The organism is Shimia sp. (assembly GCF_022448905.1).
GTDB lineage: Bacteria > Pseudomonadota > Alphaproteobacteria > Rhodobacterales > Rhodobacteraceae > Shimia.
Genome location: NZ_JAKVCW010000007.1, coordinates 44661 through 63040, shown reverse-complemented (window position 1 = coordinate 63040; position 18380 = coordinate 44661). Strand labels below are relative to the sequence as shown.

General features: G+C 59.3%; 17 protein-coding genes. All 17 read left to right on the top strand.

The features are described from left to right. The first annotated feature begins 109 nt into the window (after positions 1–109). Positions 110–1684 (top strand): arylsulfatase, encoded by a 1575-nt coding sequence (locus MK208_RS10045; protein WP_294116335.1) that lies wholly within the window; start codon positions 110–112, stop codon positions 1682–1684. Between the two features lie 91 nt (positions 1685–1775). Beyond that, positions 1776–2768: an HAD family hydrolase gene (locus tag MK208_RS10040; protein ID WP_294116334.1), complete on the top strand. Its 993-nt coding sequence runs from the start codon at positions 1776–1778 to the stop codon at positions 2766–2768. Beyond that, a complete protein-coding gene (locus MK208_RS10035; RefSeq protein ID WP_294116333.1) occupies positions 2768–3763 on the top strand; it encodes a MoxR family ATPase in 996 nt (331 codons plus the stop codon). The genes MK208_RS10040 and MK208_RS10035 overlap by 1 nt, the downstream gene beginning before the upstream one ends. Before the next feature lie 12 nt (positions 3764–3775). Continuing rightward, the gene (locus tag MK208_RS10030; protein ID WP_294116332.1) at positions 3776–4759 is read left to right on the top strand and encodes a DUF58 domain-containing protein; all 984 of its coding nucleotides are present in this window, start codon (positions 3776–3778) and stop codon (positions 4757–4759) included. Further along, complete coding sequence (locus MK208_RS10025) at positions 4756–5241, top strand: DUF4381 domain-containing protein (RefSeq protein WP_294116331.1); 486 nt, start codon at positions 4756–4758, stop codon at positions 5239–5241. The genes MK208_RS10030 and MK208_RS10025 overlap by 4 nt, the downstream gene beginning before the upstream one ends. Then, entirely contained in the window at positions 5234–6217 is a 984-nt protein-coding gene (locus MK208_RS10020) for a VWA domain-containing protein (RefSeq protein WP_294116329.1), read from the top strand. The genes MK208_RS10025 and MK208_RS10020 overlap by 8 nt, the downstream gene beginning before the upstream one ends. Then, positions 6214–6885 carry a VWA domain-containing protein gene (locus tag MK208_RS10015; RefSeq protein ID WP_294116328.1) on the top strand — a complete coding sequence of 224 codons (672 nt, stop codon included), beginning with the start codon at positions 6214–6216 and terminating at the stop codon, positions 6883–6885. Before MK208_RS10020 ends, MK208_RS10015 begins: the two co-directional genes overlap by 4 nt. A 43-nt stretch (positions 6886–6928) precedes the next feature. Continuing rightward, on the top strand, positions 6929–7786 hold the full coding sequence (locus MK208_RS10010) for a hypothetical protein (protein WP_294116327.1): 858 nt from the start codon (positions 6929–6931) through the stop codon (positions 7784–7786). Next, the gene (locus MK208_RS10005; RefSeq protein ID WP_294116325.1) at positions 7783–9063 is read left to right on the top strand and encodes a hypothetical protein; all 1281 of its coding nucleotides are present in this window, start codon (positions 7783–7785) and stop codon (positions 9061–9063) included. Before MK208_RS10010 ends, MK208_RS10005 begins: the two co-directional genes overlap by 4 nt. A gap of 11 nt (positions 9064–9074) precedes the next feature. After that, positions 9075–11012, top strand: coding sequence for a multiheme c-type cytochrome (locus MK208_RS10000; RefSeq protein WP_294116323.1), 1938 nt, complete (start codon positions 9075–9077; stop codon positions 11010–11012). Between the two features lie 130 nt (positions 11013–11142). Further along, the gene (locus MK208_RS09995; RefSeq protein ID WP_294116322.1) at positions 11143–14019 is read left to right on the top strand and encodes a monovalent cation/H+ antiporter subunit A; all 2877 of its coding nucleotides are present in this window, start codon (positions 11143–11145) and stop codon (positions 14017–14019) included. A gap of 1 nt (position 14020) precedes the next feature. Then, the gene (locus MK208_RS09990) at positions 14021–14383 is read left to right on the top strand and encodes a Na+/H+ antiporter subunit C (protein WP_294116321.1); all 363 of its coding nucleotides are present in this window, start codon (positions 14021–14023) and stop codon (positions 14381–14383) included. Further along, positions 14380–15912 (top strand): monovalent cation/H+ antiporter subunit D, encoded by a 1533-nt coding sequence (locus MK208_RS09985; RefSeq protein WP_294116320.1) that lies wholly within the window; start codon positions 14380–14382, stop codon positions 15910–15912. The genes MK208_RS09990 and MK208_RS09985 overlap by 4 nt, the downstream gene beginning before the upstream one ends. Then, positions 15909–16400 (top strand): Na+/H+ antiporter subunit E, encoded by a 492-nt coding sequence (locus MK208_RS09980; protein WP_294116319.1) that lies wholly within the window; start codon positions 15909–15911, stop codon positions 16398–16400. The genes MK208_RS09985 and MK208_RS09980 overlap by 4 nt, the downstream gene beginning before the upstream one ends. Continuing rightward, positions 16397–16666 carry a K+/H+ antiporter subunit F gene (locus MK208_RS09975; RefSeq protein WP_294116318.1) on the top strand — a complete coding sequence of 90 codons (270 nt, stop codon included), beginning with the start codon at positions 16397–16399 and terminating at the stop codon, positions 16664–16666. Before MK208_RS09980 ends, MK208_RS09975 begins: the two co-directional genes overlap by 4 nt. Positions 16667–16677: 11 nt before the next feature. Next, entirely contained in the window at positions 16678–17046 is a 369-nt protein-coding gene (locus MK208_RS09970; RefSeq protein WP_294116317.1) for a Na+/H+ antiporter subunit G, read from the top strand. A gap of 195 nt (positions 17047–17241) precedes the next feature. After that, positions 17242–18378, top strand: coding sequence for an efflux RND transporter periplasmic adaptor subunit (locus MK208_RS09965; protein WP_294116316.1), 1137 nt, complete (start codon positions 17242–17244; stop codon positions 18376–18378). Positions 18379–18380 lie beyond the last annotated feature (2 nt).

Here is an 18380-nt window from a genome sequence, read left to right as displayed (position 1 = left end):
CAGTGGGGTGAGGGTTGCGCATTTTTTCGGCGTGGCACCTGACGGTTTTTGTTTGCCAAGATTTTAGCCAAGAAGTTTTTCAGGTGTGCTTATTTAAGGGAGTCTTGTTATGGGTCTGAACCCAATGAAGGCTGTCGTACGTCTATCAGCGGTCACCGCTGTGGTCACGACGGTTGCGACCGCACTAGCGGCGCAAGAAAAGCCCAACATTCTTGTGATCTGGGGGGATGATATTGGCCAGTCCAATATCTCGGCCTACACCATGGGACTGATGGGCTATCAAACGCCAAACATCGACCGCGTGGCCAAAGAGGGCATGATTTTCACCGACTACTATGGTGAGCAATCCTGTACCGCAGGCCGGTCATCTTTCATCACCGGCCAATCGGTGTTCCGTACAGGTCTGTCCAAAGTGGGCATGCCGGGCGCGCCTGAGGGCATGCAGGTGGAAGATCCGACCATTGCGGGGCTGCTGAAAGCGGAAGGCTATGTCACCGGGCAGTTTGGTAAAAACCACCTGGGTGACCGGGACGAGATGCTGCCAACCAACCATGGCTTTGATGAGTTCTTTGGCAACCTCTACCACCTGAACGCAGAAGAAGAGCCGGAGAATGAGGATTATCCTCAGGATCCTGAGTTCCGCGAGCGGTTTGGTCCACGTGGTGTGATCAAGTCGTCCGCAGATGGCACAATCGAAGACACCGGCCCGCTGACCAAAAAGCGGATGGAGACCGTGGATGAAGAGACCGTTGCGGCGGCGATTGACTTCATCAAGCGTTCCAACGAGCAGGGACAGCCGTTTTTTGTCTGGTGGAGCGGTACGCGGATGCACTTCCGCACGCACGTGAAAGACGAGATGCGTCTGAAGGCGGATGAGATCGCTGGCAAACATATGGATGAGTACCAGGCAGGCATGATCGAACATGACATGCATGTTGGGCAGCTTCTGGATGTGCTGGACGAGCTTGGCATCGCCGACAACACCATTGTGCATTACTCCACCGACAACGGGCCGCATATGAACAGCTGGCCGGATGCGGCGATGACCCCGTTCCGTGGTGAGAAAAACACCAACTGGGAAGGCGGCTGGCGCGTGCCATCTATGGTGCGTTGGCCGGGCAACATTGAAGCCGGGTCGATCTCCAATGAGATCATGCACCACATGGATTGGCTGCCAACCTATCTGGCGGTTGCCGGAAAACCGGACATCAAGGAAGAGCTCAAAGCCGGTGGTGTTCAGGCGATTGGCCGTGAGTACAAGGTGCATCTGGATGGCTACAACTTCCTGCCATACCTGACGGGTGAGACCGAAGAGACCCCGCGTCGGGAGATCTTCTACTTCTCTGATGACGGTGATCTGACCGCGCTGCGCTACAACGACTGGAAGGTGATCTTCCTCGAGCACCGCTATCCGCAGACCCTGCGGGCCTGGGCGGAGCCATGGACAGAGCTGCGTATTCCGCTGTTGTTCAACCTGCGTCGCGACCCGTATGAACGCGCCAACATCACTTCCAACACCTATTGGGATTGGTATCTGGACCGCGTCTACCTGCTGTTGCCAGCGGCTGGTTACGTGAGCGAGTTCCTTGCAACATTTGAGGAATTCCCACCACGTCAGAAGCCGGGCAGCTTCACCATTGGCGATGCCAAGGACAAGATCTTCAGCCAGATTGGCTCCAAGTAAGATCCTGATGGAGAAAACCCTTCCGGCCGGTTTTGGCCGGGAGGGATATTTTTGATCTGGGGCGCGGCCCCAATGCAATTTGGATGGTCCCATGATTTTGTTGACTTCGTTTAAAACAACTTGTTTGTCTTTGGCTCTGGTGGGCGTTGCCGGTGTTGGTTTGGCCGATCCACTGCCGTCCTGGCAGGGGGCGTCCAAAGACCGGATCATTGCGTTTGTCGAAGCGGTGTCTGAGGTTGGCGGCGACGACTATGTGACGCCGGCAGACCGAATTGCGGTTTTTGACAATGACGGCACGCTTTGGGCGGAGCAGCCGATGTACTTCCAACTGTTTTTTGCGCTCGATCGCGTGGCCAAGATTGGGGCGGAAAATCCGTCGAAACTGAGCAGCGATGTGCTGAAGGCTGCCGCGGCGGGCGACATGGATGGTGTTTTGGCTGGGGGCAAAGAGGGGCTGATCGAGATTTTGGCGCTGTCCCATGCCAACCAGAGCCTGGATGATTTTTCTGCCGATGTGGCCGCGTGGGTCTCAGAGACAAAGCATCCGACCACGGGGTTGGGCTATGATGAGATGACCTATCAGCCAATGGTGGAACTGCTGCGGTATCTGCGGGACGAGGAGTTCAAGACCTATATCGTTTCTGGTGGCGGGATCGATTTTATGCGGGTCTTTGCCGAGGACGTTTATGGCATCCCGCCAGAGCAGACGATTGGGTCGTCGTTAACGTCTACCTATGAAGTGGTCGACGGGGTGCCGACGATTATCAAGAAGGACACATTGTTCTTCAACGATGACAAGGCGGGAAAGCCTGTGGCAATCAATCACCACATCGGCAAACGGCCGATCATGGCTGTGGGCAACTCAGACGGCGACTTTGAGATGCTGGAATACACCACTGCAGGTGAGGGCGCGCGGCTGGGGGTGTATATCCACCACACCGATGGTGAGCGTGAATGGGCTTATGACCGAGAAGGGCACATTGGGGTGCTCAATCGTGGATTGGATGAGGCCGAAGATCGCGGCTGGGTGCTGGTGGATATGAAAAACGAGTGGACGCGGATTTTCACCGGCGAGGCAGAGTGATGGCAGCACTGGACGAGATCAATGCGCTTCGTGAGCGCATGGGTGAGAGCATCATTGGCCAGCGCGATGTGATTGACCGCTTGCTGATTGGGCTTTTGGCCAATGGCAACCTGTTGCTGGAAGGGTTGCCGGGCTTGGCCAAGACCCGTGCGGTGAAGGCCTTGGCGAAGAACTTGGAGTGTGACTATTCGCGTATCCAGTTTACGCCGGATTTGCTGCCTGCGGATGTGACCGGCACGGAGATGTATGTGCAAGGCGCGGCCGACGGAGACCAGTTTCGGTTTCAACCGGGGCCAATTTTTGCCAACGTTGTACTGGCGGATGAGATCAACCGCGCGCCAGCCAAGGTGCAGGCAGCTCTGCTGGAAGCGATGGAAGAGCGGCAGGTGACGGTGGCCGGGACCACGCATCAGATGGAGCCGCTGTTCATGGTGATGGCGACACAGAACCCGGTGGAGCAGGAGGGGACCTATCCGCTGCCAGAGGCACAGATGGACCGGTTCCTGATGCATGTGAACATCCTGTATCCGCCACTGGAAGATGAGATTGAAGTGATCCGGCTGGTGCGCGGTGAAGATCAGGCGCAATTGCAGGAGCAGGCAGCGGAGAAGGCGGCAAAAGCGCCGCGTGAACCGATTTCGCAAGACGTGGTGTTCCAAGCGCGGCGCGAGATCGCAGGTCTGCACTGTGCCGAAGCGATGGAGGTCTATATGGCCACGATTGTGCAAGCCACCCGCACGCCTGCGGCGTTTGGTGAAAACCTCGCCAAGTGGATTGAGCTGGGCGGTAGCCCAAGGGCGTCTCTGGCGCTGGATCGATGCTCGCGGGCGCATGCCTGGATGAAGGGGCGCGACTATGTGGACCCGGAAGACATTCAGGCGATTGCGCCGGATGTGCTGCGCCATCGATTGGCACTGAGCTATGAGGCGCAGGGCAGTGGGGTGTCTGCGGATGATGTGGTGGCCGAGCTGTTGACCTTGGTGGCGGTGCCGTAAGCGGAGGACGCGATGCGAAACCGTGCAGCTTTGTCTCGTGCCGGTGTGGCCCCAGATCGGTCGCCGTCTGAAGCAGCGGATGACTCGCGCATCCATGTGAGTTTGCAGGGGCTGCGGTCTTTGGAGGCGGCGGCGCGGGCAATCTCCTTTTTGCCTAAACAGCCCGCGCGGTCAGCGTTGCAGGGGCGACATAGGTCACGCATTCGCGGGCGTGGTTTGGACTTTGAAGAGCTGCGCGACTACTTGCCGGGAGATGATGTGCGCGCGATTGACTGGAAGGTCACGGCGCGGGCGGGGTCGCCCTATGTGCGCGTTTACACCGAGGAGCGGGATCGTCCGACATTGATTGTGGTCGATCAGCGTATGTCGATGTTTTACGGCACGGTACACAACACCAAAGCGGTCACGGCGGCGGAATGCGCAGCGATTGTGGCACATCGGGTGGCCAAGCAAGGCGACCGTGTGGGTGGTGTGGTGTTTGGGGATGCCGATATAGATGAGCTGCGCCCCGGACGGGGACGGGCGGCGGTGACGCGATTTTTGACCTGTTTGGAGACGGCCAATCATCGCTTGAAGGCTGATGCGCCAAAAGCGATCCCGATGCCGTTTAACGATGTGCTAGCGGCGGTGGCGCGGTTGGCGACGCGGGATCATCTGGTGATCGTGATCAGTGATTTTGACGCCTGTGATGAAGAGACTGAGCGACGGCTCGGCGCGATTGCGCTGCACAATGATGTGGTGCTTGGACTAGTGGGTGACCCCAGCGCGGACATGGTGCCAGAGACCGGCGAGGTGACGGCGTCTGATGGGCAGAAACAAACCTTGTTGGATTTTCAGGCGGCGGAGGTCCGTGCGGGCTTGGCGCAGGTGACTGGATCGCGGCGGGACCAGGTGGCAGAGTGGCAGAAGCGGATGCGCCTGTCGGTGCTGCCGTTGACCTCCGCGGAAGACACGCTGGCGCAGGTGGTGCGGTTGCTGGGAGGGCGCGCGCGATGAGCGACGAGGCCACCGCAGCCGTGGACAACGACAGCCTTGTCGAGCTGATCAATCAGCTTGCGGAAGTGCCGGACCCGGCACCGGTGTCGATGGTGCCACAGACAGCCGGGTGGCTTGTGTTGGCGGGGATTGTCTTGGCTGTTTCTGCGTGGCGCGGCTGGCGGACGTGGCAGCACTATCGGGCCAATGCGTATCGGCGGGCGGCGTTGAAGGCTCTGGCGCAGGCAGGGGACGATCCGGCGGCTGTTTCGGGAATTTTGAAACGTGCGGCGATGGCTGCCTATGGGCGGCGACGTGTGGCCGGGTTGAGTGGGCCGGCTTGGGTCACGTTTTTGAGCGAGACCGGCGCGGGAGAGTTTGAGGAGACGGCCTTGGCGCGCGCGGCCTATCAGAGAGCTCCGGTGGAGGCAGATCCGGGGTTGCTGGCGGCGGCACGGGCGTGGGTTACATCGCATAAGCCACCGGAGGTGGCGGATGTTTGAGCTGAGCCATCCTTGGGTGCTGTTGCTGTTGCCTTTGCCGTTGATTTGGCGGCGGATTGTGCCTCCATACCGGCAACGGCAAGACGCGCTGCGGGTGCCGTTTTTTGATCAGATCGCGGAGGCTGCCGGGCTGACCGTTCAAGACGGAGCTGCGATTGTGGCGCACAAGCGGCGGGCGCTGATTGGGGGCGGCCTGATGTGGGCGCTGCTGGTGCTGGCCTTGGCAGGGCCGGTGCGGTTGGGGCCGCCGCAGGAGATCACCAAGGCGACGCGGGATGTTATCCTGGCGATTGATATTTCCGGCAGCATGGACACGCGAGATTTTCCAGGTGAGGACGGCAAACCGGTGCAGCGGCTGGCGGCGGTGCAAGAGGTGGTCGAGGCGTTTCTGGCGGATCGGACTGGCGACCGGGTGGCGCTGATTGTGTTTGGCACGCGGGCCTATGTGCAGGCGCCGTTGACCGAGGATCTGGACACGGTGCGGGCGTTGTTGGCGCAGACCGAGGTGGGCATGGCTGGGCCACATACGGCGCTGGGCGACTCGATTGGCTTGGCGATCAACACGTTTGAGGCCAGCGAGATTGAGGAACGGCTGTTGATCCTTTTGTCCGATGGCAATGACACGGCGAGCCGGATGAGCCCGGTGAATGCCGCCGAGATTGCGCGGGACAAGGGCGTGCGCATGTTTGCGATTGGGGTTGGTGACCCGGAGGCTAGCGGCGAGGATCGGCTGGATATGGCGTTGCTCAACAATTTGGCACAACGCACGGGGGGGGAGGCTTATTTTGCCGCCGATGCGGACGCGTTGGACAGCATTTACGATGAAATTGACGCGCTGAACCCGCAGGAGATCGAGACATTGAGTTGGCGGCCTCAGCAAAACTTGGCGCATTGGCCTTTGATGGCGGCTATGGCGATTGGGTTGATCTTGTTGATGTCGCTTTGGGTGCGGGATCACGGGAGGGCGCGGGCATGACCTTTGACTTGTCGCTGTTCCTTGAGGCGTTTCATTTCCTGCGGCCTTGGTTGCTTGTGTTGGGATTGCCAGTATTGGTGACCTGGTGCCGGTTGCGGCAACGACGCGGCGCGACAGGCGGCAACGACTGCTGGCTTGCACCGCATTTGGCCGAGGCTTTGACTGTGCCCGGGAATGCGGCGGGGCGGGTTCAGCCGATTGATGTGATCTCGGTTGTTTTGCTGCTTTTGGTTCTCGCTGTGGCTGGGCCGAGCTGGACCCGCGCACCGACACCTTTTGCGGCCCAGACCGCGCCACTGGTGGTGGTGATGCAGGTCACGCCGTCGATGGAGCAAACCGATGTGGCGCCACAGCGGCTGGCGCGGGCGCGGCAGAAGACGATGGATTTGCTTGCCTTGCGCAGCGGAGCGCGTACGGCATTGGTGGCCTTTGCAGGGACTGCGCATGTGGTGGTGCCGATGAGTGAAGACCCCGGGGTGATGCAGCCTTATTTGGAGGGGCTGACCACGGCTGTCATGCCGATTGAAGGGCAGGACATTCAGGCCGGGTTAGCCACGGCGCAGGCGCTTTTGGCGCGGGAGGGTGCGCCGGGGGGCGTGGTGTTTATGGTCGATGAGCTATCCGCCAGCGCGGCGGCGGAACTGGCGGAGGCTTGGGGGCAAAGCTGATTCTGGTGCGGAGGAGGCGGTAGCCTCTGAAACTGTGGCTTCGATGAGTTTTTTGTTCATGCTGCCTGAAGGTACTGAGCTGCCACAGGTGCCGGACGGGGCCTCGGCAACACGCGTGACGCCAGACAATCGGGATGTCGCGGAGGTGGAGCGCACGTTGGCCTCGGCCTATCGGCGGGCGCAATTGGAAGATGAGGCGCAGCCGTGGGAGGATCGCGGCGCGTGGTTGGCCTGGCCGGCGTTGGCTTTGATGCTGCTGTGGTTCCGGCGCGGGATGGCGGTGCGTTGGGCCGGACAAGCGGCCTTGGTGCTGTGGATGTTGCAGCCGGGGCAGGCGCAGGCAGATGGCTGGCGCGATTGGTTTTTGACGCCGGATCAGCAGGGATGGCGGGCGTTTGAGCGTAAGGACTACGCCGTTGCTGCGGAGGCGTTCGAAGACCCGTATTTGCGCGGCGTGGCGCTATATCGCAGTGGGCAATATGAGACGGCAGCGCAGGAGATGGCGCGGCTGGACACGGCGGAGGCAGCGTTTTTGCAGGGCATGGCGCATCTGAAGTCGCGCGGGTATCGCGATGGGGTGCGGGCGTTTGAGCGGGCTTTGGAGATCAATCCCGAGCACAAGGATGCACAGCAGAACCTGCCGATCTCCAAAGCCATCGTGGACTATGTGGATACCACGCGGGAGCAGTCTGACACGGGCGAGGACACCGGGATTGGCGCGGACGATGTGGTGTTTGACAACGAAAGTGGGCGCGGGGAAGACACGCAGATCGAAGTGCCGCAGGAAGATGCGCCGGCGCATTTGTCGACGGAACAATGGATGCGCACGGTGGACACGCGCACAGAGGATTTCCTGAAACAACGGTTCCGGTTGGAAGCGGCACGGGGGGAGCGGCCATGAGATGGGGCTTTGCCTTTGTGCTCTGGGTGGTGAGCGTTGTGGCGGTTTGGGCGCAAGATGTTCAGCCCAAGCTGGAGGTGACGTTTGAGGAAAGCGAGACCGTGCCGGGACAGCCGTTAACCCTGCGGCTGACGGTGTTGGTGCCAACGTTTATGCCGGACCCGCCAGTGTGGCCGGATTTTGAGACCCCGAACCTGATGGTACGGCTGCCGTCCAAGGCGAGCTCGCCGACCAGCAAGAGCATCGGCGGGGAGACCTGGTCCGGCATTTCGCGGCGCTATCAGATCACACCGGTGGTGCCGGGAACGTTTGAGATTCCGGCGGGAGAGGTGAAGGTACGGTATCGCGCGCTTGACGGTAGCGAAGTGCTCGAGGCAACGCTGCCGGTCCCCGCGCAGACAGTGACAGGTGTTGTGCCGGAAGGCGCGGAAGCGATGGATCCGTTTGTGGCCGCCGAGAAGCTGACCCTGACGCAAGCTGTTGAGGGGGAGACCACGGGGTTGGATGCCGGTGCAAGTTTTACGCGGGTTCTTGAGGTGAAGATCGAAGGCGTGTCGCCGATGTTTTTGCCAACTGTGACGCCGGAGGAAGGGCTTGCAGGGCTGCGTGCCTATCCAGAAAGTCCTGTGGCCGAGGAGACGGAAAACCGCGGCGTGGTGAGTGGCTCGAGGGTGGAGAAGACGGTCTATGTGGTGGAAGGTGGCGTGGAAGGCACGCTGCCTGAGGCGCGTTTGCAGTGGTTCAATCTGAAGACTGGCAAAGTGGAAGAAGCCACGGCGGAAGCCATTGACGTGCAGGCGGATGCGCCGGTTTTGGCGCCCAGTGCGGAGCCGTTGGATGTCGAGAAAATCGTACGGTGGGGCGTGGCTTTGGTGGCGCTGTTATTTGTTGCATGGGCTTTTGCGCGTTGGGGCGTGCCGGTTTTGCGCCGGTCTTGGGGCTTAGCACAGGAACGGCGGTTGCAAAGTGCGGGCTATGCTTACGGCTTGCTGAAACAGGCGGTGCAGAAACGGGATTTGAGTGCCGCCAAACCGGCCTATTTGCGTTGGGCGCAGAAGGTGCCGCTTGCGGAGCAGGAAACCGAACTCGGCATTGAGGAGGCATTCTTGCAGATTGGCGCGGCGCGGTTCGGTACTGCCGGTACCGCCGAGGAAGCGCAGGCTTGGGATCACCTCAAAACACTCTGCCATAGAAAACACCGCGAAACCCGCTATCGTCGCGACACGAAGACTCCGGATTTGCCGCCGCTCAATCCGGTCTCCACGCATCAGAACTGAAAGACAGGTTTATGACATTAAAGACTTTTTTCGGCGTGGTCCTGGCGTGCTTGACGCTGGGGAGTGCCGGGAATACGCAAACACCACACGGCGCAGGCGTGCCAGCATATGTGGGGTCAGAGACCTGTCGCGATTGTCACACAGATGCCTACGATGATTGGAAAACCTCGCACCACGGCGAAGCCTGGCGGATGCCGAGCGAGGACAGTTTTGTTGGGGCTTTTGAAGGCGAGAGTTTTGAGCATGATGGCATGCGTGCCACCTTTACTAAGGACGGTGAAACCCATGTTGTGACTGTGCGCGAGAAAGACGGTGTTGAAGCGACATATGAGATGCATTCGGTGGGCGGGGTACACCCATTGGAGCATCCGATCCTGTCGACCGGCAAAGGGCGGTTGCAGAGTTTTGATGTGGTCTGGGATGTGGAACAGAAGCGCTGGTACCATCTCTATCCGGATCAGGACTTGCCACCGCAAGATGCGTATCATTGGACGGGTGTTTATAAAAACTGGAACGGGCGCTGCGCAGAGTGTCATGCGACCGCATTTGAGAAAAACTATGATTTTCGGACCCGTCGCTACGCCAGCACACAAGTTGAAATAGGGGTGGGGTGTGAAGCCTGTCACGGGCCGGGGGCAGCGCATGTCCAGATTGTGGCCGGTGAGCGGCCGGAGCGCTTTGCTGTCAGTTTGGACGATTGGGGCTTCACGGCGACGATGTCAGAGCCGGCCGAGGCGATGGAGCAGTGCGCAGGTTGCCATGCGCGGCGCGAAGGTTTTGGCAACGGCAATCCGTTGCCGGGGGAGGCATTTGCGGACAACTACAACCTCTCCATGTTGCGGCCAGGGTTGTATCATGCCGACGGGCAGATTTTGGATGAGGTCTACGTCTACGGCTCCTTTTTGCTGTCCAAGATGTCTCAGAAAGGCGTGACCTGCGCCAATTGTCATGATCCGCATACCGCAGAGGTTTTGGCAGAGGATAATGCCGTGTGTACGCAGTGCCACTCGCCAGCGGGCAACCCGGACTTCGAAAGTTTGCGGTTGGCAGATTATGAGGATGTGGCGCATACCAACCACCCTGAAGGCACCGAAGCGGCGCAGTGTGTGAGCTGTCATATGGTGGATAAGGTTTATATGGGCACCGATCCGCGCCGGGATCACAGCTTTCGCGTGCCGCGACCTGACCTAAGCGATGCGCTGGACAGTCCCAACGCCTGCATCACCTGCCATGACGATAAGAGCAACGAGTGGGCGGCAGGTAAGGTGCGCGATTGGTTCCCTAATGGCCGCTGGCAGGAGCCTCACTACGGCGAAGTGTTGGCCAAAGGGCGCGCCAATCCGCAAGCCGCTGCGGGTGATTTGATGGGGCTGGCACAAGATGAGGAACAGCCAAATTTGGTGCGGGCGACGGCATTATGGTTGTTGGGGCCGGGGGCGACAACGCTGGATTTGGAAGATCTGGGGGCGTTTTTGCAGAACGACGATCCGCAAATCCGGGTTGGGGCGCTCAATGCGTTGCGTGCACGGGCCGTCGTGGCGACCGCGCCCTATTTGTTGCAAGGCTTGAATGATGACGTAAAAGCAGTGCGCTTGGCGGCGGCGCGGGCCATTATGAGCCAGCGGCCGGATCGCTTGCCGGATGACCTCCGTGCCGCCTTGGGGCAAGCCTATCGGGAATTTGGCTCTGTGGTTCAAAACCAGATGGATTTTGCCGAGGCGCATTTGCAGGTTGCAGGCTATTCCATGGTATCGGGCAACATCCCCTCAGCCGTTGCTGCGTTGTCGGAGGCGGTTAAGCTCAATCCGCAAAACACGCAGGCCTGGAGCAGCTTGATCCGGATGACGGCGCAGGTTGAAGGGCGTCGCGCAGCGCAGAAACGTATGCGTCAGGCGCTGGTTTACAACCCTGATGATCCGGATTTACGGCAATTGGCGGAACAATTCTGAAAAATCAGTGTGGTAAGTTGGCGAAAGCCTGTGTAGGAGGTCGCAGTCATAGCAAGCTTTGACCGGCATCCGGTTGTGCAAGCCCGATGAGACGAGTATCACTCGGGATTAATTTTACGGGAGGGCGCGGATGAGCGACGGCAGTGTTTTGGCAGTGATTGCCATTCTTCCTTTTTTAGGTGCGTTGGTTCCAGGCATTATGATCCGTGCAGGGCGTAACGCCTGTGCGTCATTTACCGCCGTGCCAACCATTTTGGCGCTTATCCTGTTGGGCACGCAAGCTCCGGCGGTGATGCGGGGCGAGGTTGTGAGTACAACCATACAGTGGTTGCCACAGCTTGGCTTGTCCGCAAGCTTCTTTTTAGACGGCTTGGGCCTGCTCTTTGCCGGGATGATCCTTGGGGTTGGCCTGTTGATCATTCTTTATGCCCGGTTCTACCTATCCGGTGATGATCCGATGGGGCAGTTTTATACCTACTTGCTGCTCTTCCAAGGCGCGATGCTTGGCATCGTTTTGTCCGACAACATCCTGCTTTTGTTGATTTTCTGGGAGCTGACCAGCCTCTCGTCCTTCTTGTTGATTGGTTATTGGAAGCACCTGCCAGAAGGCCGTCAGGGCGCACGGATGGCGTTGACCGTGACCGGCGCAGGTGGCTTGGCGATGATTGGCGGTATGCTGATCCTTGGAAACATCGTGGGCAGCTACAACCTGACCGACATTCTGGCGCAGGGCGATGTGATCAAGGCGAGTGAATGGTATATGCTGGCACTGATCCTGATCCTGATCGGCGCATTCACCAAGTCCGCGCAGTTCCCGTTCCACTTCTGGCTGCCACATGCGATGGCGGCGCCAACCCCGGTGTCGGCCTATCTGCACTCTGCCACTATGGTGAAAGCTGGTGTGTTCCTGATGGCCCGGATGTGGCCTGTTTTGGCGGGCACGGACCCATGGTTCTATATCGTGGCGACCACCGGCCTGATCACGATGGTGCTGGGTGCTGTGATTGCGCTGTTCAAAGATGATCTCAAAGGCTTGTTGGCGTTTTCGACCGTGAGCCACTTGGGCCTGCTGACCATGTTGTTGGGCTTTGGCACCAAAGCCGCGGTGATTGCGGCTGTGTTCCACATCATCAACCACCTGACCTTTAAGGCTGCGTTGTTTATGACCGCTGGGATTGTCGACCACGAGGCGCACACGCGGGACATCAAACGGCTGGGTGGCTTGGCCAAACTGATGCCAATCACCGCGATCATCGGGACGATCACAGCGCTGTCGATGGCGGGGACCATACCACTGAATGGGTTTATTTCCAAAGAGATGATGCTTGAAGAAGCGGCGCACACGGTGTGGTATAACAACCCTTGGATTGTACCGGTTCTGGCAACTTTGGGGGCCTGTTTCTCTGTGGCCTATTCTTTCCGGTTTATCTTCCACGTGTTTGGCGGGCCGGTGCGCGATGACTATCCGTCCACGCCACATGATCCGCCCTTTGGGCTCTACGCCGCGCCTGCGCTGTTGACGGTGCTGGTGGTTGGCATTGGCGCAATGCCGTTTTTGGCAGAGCCGCTGGTGACCGTGGCGGCCAATGCTGTGACCGGCTTGGATACGCATCCGCATTTGAAGCTTTGGCACGGTGTGACACCGGCGCTGTGGATGTCGGTGATTGCATTTGTTGTGGGCGGTGGTCTGTTGGCTGTGCACGGCAAGCTGGATGCGATTTGGCTGCGGGCACGTCGGCCTGAGGCGAAAGCGATCTTTGATGCGATCATGGACAGTTGCGTGGCGCTGGCCAAAGCCATTGCCCGAGGTACCCATAATGGCGTGATGAGCCGCTATCTGGCGTTGTTGGTTGTGGCTGCAGTCGGGGTGGGCGCACATGCCTATTTCACCGGTGGTATCAGCGCGCCAACACGAGAGATCCTGCCGGTGCCGCCTTTGGTTTGGGTTGGTTGGTTGTCGCTGATTGCGGCCACGTGGCTGGTGGTGAGCCAGCACCGCAATCGCTTCCGCTCTTTGGTGTTTATCTCGATCATCGGCCTCGTGATTTCGGGTGGGTTTGTGTACCTCTCCGCACCGGACCTCGCGCTGACGCAGATTTCGGTTGAGACCGTGACCATCATGCTGCTGCTTTTGGCGCTCTACTTCCTGCCAAAAGACACGCCAGCGGAAAGCAGCAACGGCAAGCGGCTGCGTGATGCTGTGGTGGCGATTGCTGGCGGCGGCGCAGTGGCCGCTTTGGCGATGGCCTTCCTGACACGCGATGTGGACAGCATTTCGGCCTATCACCTGGCCAATTCCTATAAAGGCGGCGGCGGTACCAATGTGGTGAACGTGATCCTCGTGGATTTCCGGGGCTATGATACCTACGGCGAGATCATCGTGCTGGGCATTGCGGGCCTGGCGATCTTTGCGTTGATGGACGCGCTGTTGCGGGGCCCAGCGGCGAAGCGTTTGCGGGATCGGGCGTTCTCGCCAGATCGGTCGCGTGACCGTCACCCGCTGATGATGGTGGTGGCGACCCGGGCCATGCTGCCGATGGCAGTGATGGTGGGGCTCTACATCTTCTTGCGCGGGCACAACCAGCCTGGTGGCGGCTTTGTTGCGGGTCTGGTGATCTCCATTGCCTTGCTGATGCAGTACATGGCCTCGGGCTTTGCCTGGGCGCAGTTGCGGCAGCGGATCGAGTATCACTCGATGATTGGCTGGGGCGTCATCATCGCCGGGTTGACCGGTGCGGGTGCGTGGCTGGCGGGCAAACCGTTCCTGACCAGCGCCTATGGCTATCTGCACTTCCCACCTATCGAAGAGTTTGAGTGGGCCACGGCGATGGCGTTTGATTTGGGCGTGTTCTTGGCGGTGTTGGGCGCGGTGATGCTGATGCTCTACAGCCTGTCGCGGATTGCGCGGTTTGCCGGGGAAACCATCAACGTGACCCCTATGGATCACGACCCGTCCGAGGCGCCGGAGGATGGCGTAGACGAGCAAGAACAGAAGGAGGGCCAATGACATGGAGATGATTGTTGCCAGTGCCATTGGCGTGCTGACGGCGGGGGGGATCTACCTGATCCTGCGCCTGCGGGCCTTTCCTGTGATCCTCGGGATGGCGTTGCTGTCTTATGCGGTGAACGTGTTCCTATTTGCCACCGGGCGTCTGGCGGTGAACGCACCGCCGATCCTGAACAAATATGCTGATGTCAGCTATTCTGATCCGCTGCCGCAGGCCTTGGTGTTGACCGCGATTGTGATCAGCTTTGGCATGACCGCGGTTTTGGTGATGATCGCGCTGGGCGCCTATCTTGAGGCGGACAGTGATGAGATCAACATGACAGACGACGATGGTGCGCAGGACACAGAGGGGCAGGGCGTATGAACCACTGGATTATTGCTCCTGTTGTGCTGCCAGCGCTGTTGGCGCCGGTGATCGCTTATGTCATGCGGCACGACATTAAGCTTGCGCGCTATGCGTCGGTGGCGGGCACGGTGATGTTGGCGGCGATTTCGCTCGGCTTGCTGGCGATGGCGGCAGATGGTGAGACGCATGTCTACTACCTTGGCGACTGGCCTGCGCCCTTTGGCATTGTGTTGGTACTCGACCGCCTGTCGGCGATGATGGTGCTTCTGACAACCATTTTGGCGCTGATTGTGCTGTGGCATGCGATTGCCACGGAGTGGGACAACCGCGGACGGCACTTCCACGCGCTGTTCCAGTTCCAGTTGATGGGGGTCTGTGGTGCCTTCCTGACCGGTGACGCGTTTAACTTGTTTGTGTTCTTCGAAGTGCTGCTGATCGCCTCCTATGGTTTGATGATCCACGGCGGTGGCAAGGTGCGGCTGAAAGCAGGCCTGCAGTATGTGGTGATGAACCTTGCGGGCTCCACGCTGTTCTTGTTTGCACTTGGCGGGCTGTATGCGTCGACCGGCACGCTGAACATCGCGGATCTGGCCGTGAAAGTGCGGGGACTTCCGGTGGAAGAGGCCGCTATCCTGCGCGTGTCGGCGGTGTTGCTGTTGATGGTCTTTGCCATCAAGGCAGCGCTGTTCCCGGTGCAGTTTTGGCTGCCCGCGACCTATGCCAATGCGCCAGCACCTGTGGCGGCGTTGTTTGCGATCATGACCAAAGTCGGTGCCTACGCGATCATCCGCTTCTACACATTGGTGTTTGGGCCGGATGTGGCTGCGGTGGACGGGCTGATCGGAAGCTGGGTCATGCCCGCGGCGGTGATCACCTTGGCGGTGGGCGCGATTGGCGTGTTGGGTGCACGGCGGTTGATGCCGATGCTGTCCTTTGCAGTGGTAGGCTCCATGGGCACATTGTTGCTCGCGGTAGCGGCGTTTACGCCTGAGGCGATTTCGGCGGGATTGTACTACCTGCTGCACTCGACCTTTGCGGCGGCAGCGCTGTTCCTGCTGGCGGATCTGGTGGTGACACGACGCGGCAGCGATGCTTTGTCAGCCCAGCCGCCAATCTATCAGAACGGCTTGTTTGCAGCGTTCTTCTTTGTGGGCGCCATTGGCGTGACGGGGATGCCGCCGCTGAGCGGGTTCCTGGGCAAGCTGCTGGTGCTAGACGGGGTGCGCGACATGCCATGGATGGCGACGGCCTGGGCGGCGATCCTGATCGGCTCGTTGGTGACCATTGTGGGCTTTGCGCGAGCGGGCAGCGTGGTGTTCTGGAAAGCCACAGCTTTGGCCGATCCTGAGGCGGAAGAGCCGAAAGACGCAGCGACAATTGGTGTAAATGCGCTGACCGGTGTGAGTTTGTCTTTGGCTACCTTGGTGCTGTTGGCGGCGTTTGCCGGGCCTGTGATGGGCTATCTGGAGCAAACCTCAGCTCAGCTGTTTGATGTGTCAGGCTATGTTGACGCGGTGCTTGGGCAGAATGGGGAGGATCTGAAATGAGACGGAAACTTCTACCACACCCGATTTTGAGCCTGACCTTGTTGGTGATTTGGCTGATGCTGGTCAACAAGGTGACGGTCGGTAACGTGCTCTTGGGGGCGATTTTTGGGGTGATCGTACCTATTCTGACTGCGCCCTATTGGCCGGGACGCCCACATATCCAAAACTACTTCAAAGTGGTGGAATATGTGCTGGTGGTGCTATGGGACATTGTGGTCGCGAACTTCCACGTCGCCGCGATCATTCTGTTCAAGCGCAACAAGGACATTCACGCGAAATGGGTCACCGTGCCGTTGGATGTCACGTCACCGGAGGCGATCACCATTCTGGCAGGCACCATCACCATGACCCCGGGTACGGTGTCGGCGATGTTGTCCGCGGATGGCACAAGCGTGCTGGTGCATTGTCTGGACTGTGAAGATCCGGAGGCGGTGCGCGATGAGATCAAAAACCGCTACGAGCGCCGGTTGAAGGAGATTTTCTCATGATCACAATGGCTCTCTATTTTGGCTTTGCCTGCTTTGGACTTGGCATGTTGATGTGCGTGTTTCGCATCGCAAAAGGCCCCACCGCGGCGGATCGCATTTTGGCGCTGGACACCATAGTGATCAACGCGATTGCGCTTTTGATCTTGTACGGCGTGCACAAAGGGACGGCGATCTACTACGAGGCCTCCATGCTGGTGGCTATGGTCGGGTTTGTGTCAACGGTTGCCTACTGCCGCTTCGTACTGCGCGGCGACATCATCGAGTAAAGGAGAGACAGATGTTTGCAGAAATCCTTGTGTCCTTCTTCATCGTGCTGGCCGGAGTGTTTGGGCTGGTCGGCAGTTTTGGCATGCTCAAACTCAAAGACACCATGCAACGGCTACACGCCCCCACCAAGGCGACCACGCTTGGAGTGGGCGGCGTATTGATCGCCTCGATGCTGTACTTCCTGCTGGTGAAAGGCACGCTGTCGTTTCACGAGTTGCTGATCACGATCTTCCTGTTCCTGACCGCGCCGGTGAGCGCGCATTTTGTCGCAAAAACTTACATTCAGGCGAAGATGAAGCCGGAGGAGCTGCCAGGCTCTGAAGGGGAATTTGGCTGGGCGATTTATGATGATCCGCCCGCCTATTACGACAACGACTGATCGTTTTGATACCTGAAATATTCGGAAAAACGCGCCGCTCGTCGGCGCGTTTTTGCTTTTTCTGCCAGATGCTTGGCTTTTGTGGTTAACGCACTCTTGCCGCCTGAGGCGGGCCATGGTTCTATGGCAAAAATTGTCATGTGATCACCGCCGTTTCATTTGGCCCTGATCTCCAAGCTATTGGGATAAGACACCATGAAGTTTCCGATTTTCACCTCTCTCTCTGCGGCCATGCTCTCGGTCAGCTTATTGGCGACCAGCGCGGCGGCGCAGGATGCGCCAGCTCCAAAAGTCGCAATAGCTGCCGCCTACACTGACGAGTTGGTGGATGAAGTGATTTTTATCGGTAAAGGCGAAGCCGTGGACAAAGTGGACCTTGTGGCCCGCGTGAGCGGCTTTGTGGAGAAGATCCACGGGCAGGACGGCGACGAGGTGGCTGAGGGCGATCTGTTGTTTGAGATCGAGCCGGAGGTCTATCAGGCGGCCGTGGATGCGCGGCAGGCGGACCTGGCACAGGCGGAAGCCAATCTGCGTCTGACAGAGGTCGAGTTGGTGCGAAAGACCGAGCTGTTTGAGCGGGATGTCGGCACCGAGGCGGATCGCGATGTGGCCGTGGCCAACAACGAGGTGGCCAAGGCGCAGGTGTCGATAGCCAAAGCTGCCATTGCGCAGGCACAGCTGGATCTGGACTACACCAAAATCCATGCGCCGTTTGACGGGCGCATCGGCCGGTCCAACGTCAGCGTGGGCGAGTTGGTTGGTCCAAACACCACCTATCTGATCAACATCGTGCGTACCGCGCCGATCTTTGTGGAATTCTCCCTGACTGAAAAGCAGCTGGTGGAGGTGATGGAACACCACGAAGCGGAACTTCAGGAATTGTCAGATAGAGAGAAGGCGCCAAAGGTCTTTGCAATCTTGCCCAACGGCGACGAACTGGATGAAGTTGGACAGGTGGTCTTTGTCGACAACCGGATCAACCCGTCAACCGGCACCATCACCTTGCGCGCGGAATTTGCCAATGAGCGTGGGCTGTTGCTGGACGGCGCGTTCCTGAACATCCGCATTGCCAGTGCGGCCCCAAGTCAAGTGTTGATGATTCCGCAGGCCGCTGTGCAACGAGACCAGCGTGGGGACTTTGTGCTGGTGGTTGGCCAACAACAGACTGTGGAGCAGCGCTATGTGACCCTAGGCCGTCAGGTCGAAACCGCGGTGGTGGTTGAGGATGGCATGCGTGAAGGCGAGTCCGTGATTGTCGAAGGCCTCCAGCGTGTGCGCCCCGGTGTGACCGTTGATGCGGTGCTGGCCGGTCAGCCGACAGAGGAGCAGTAACC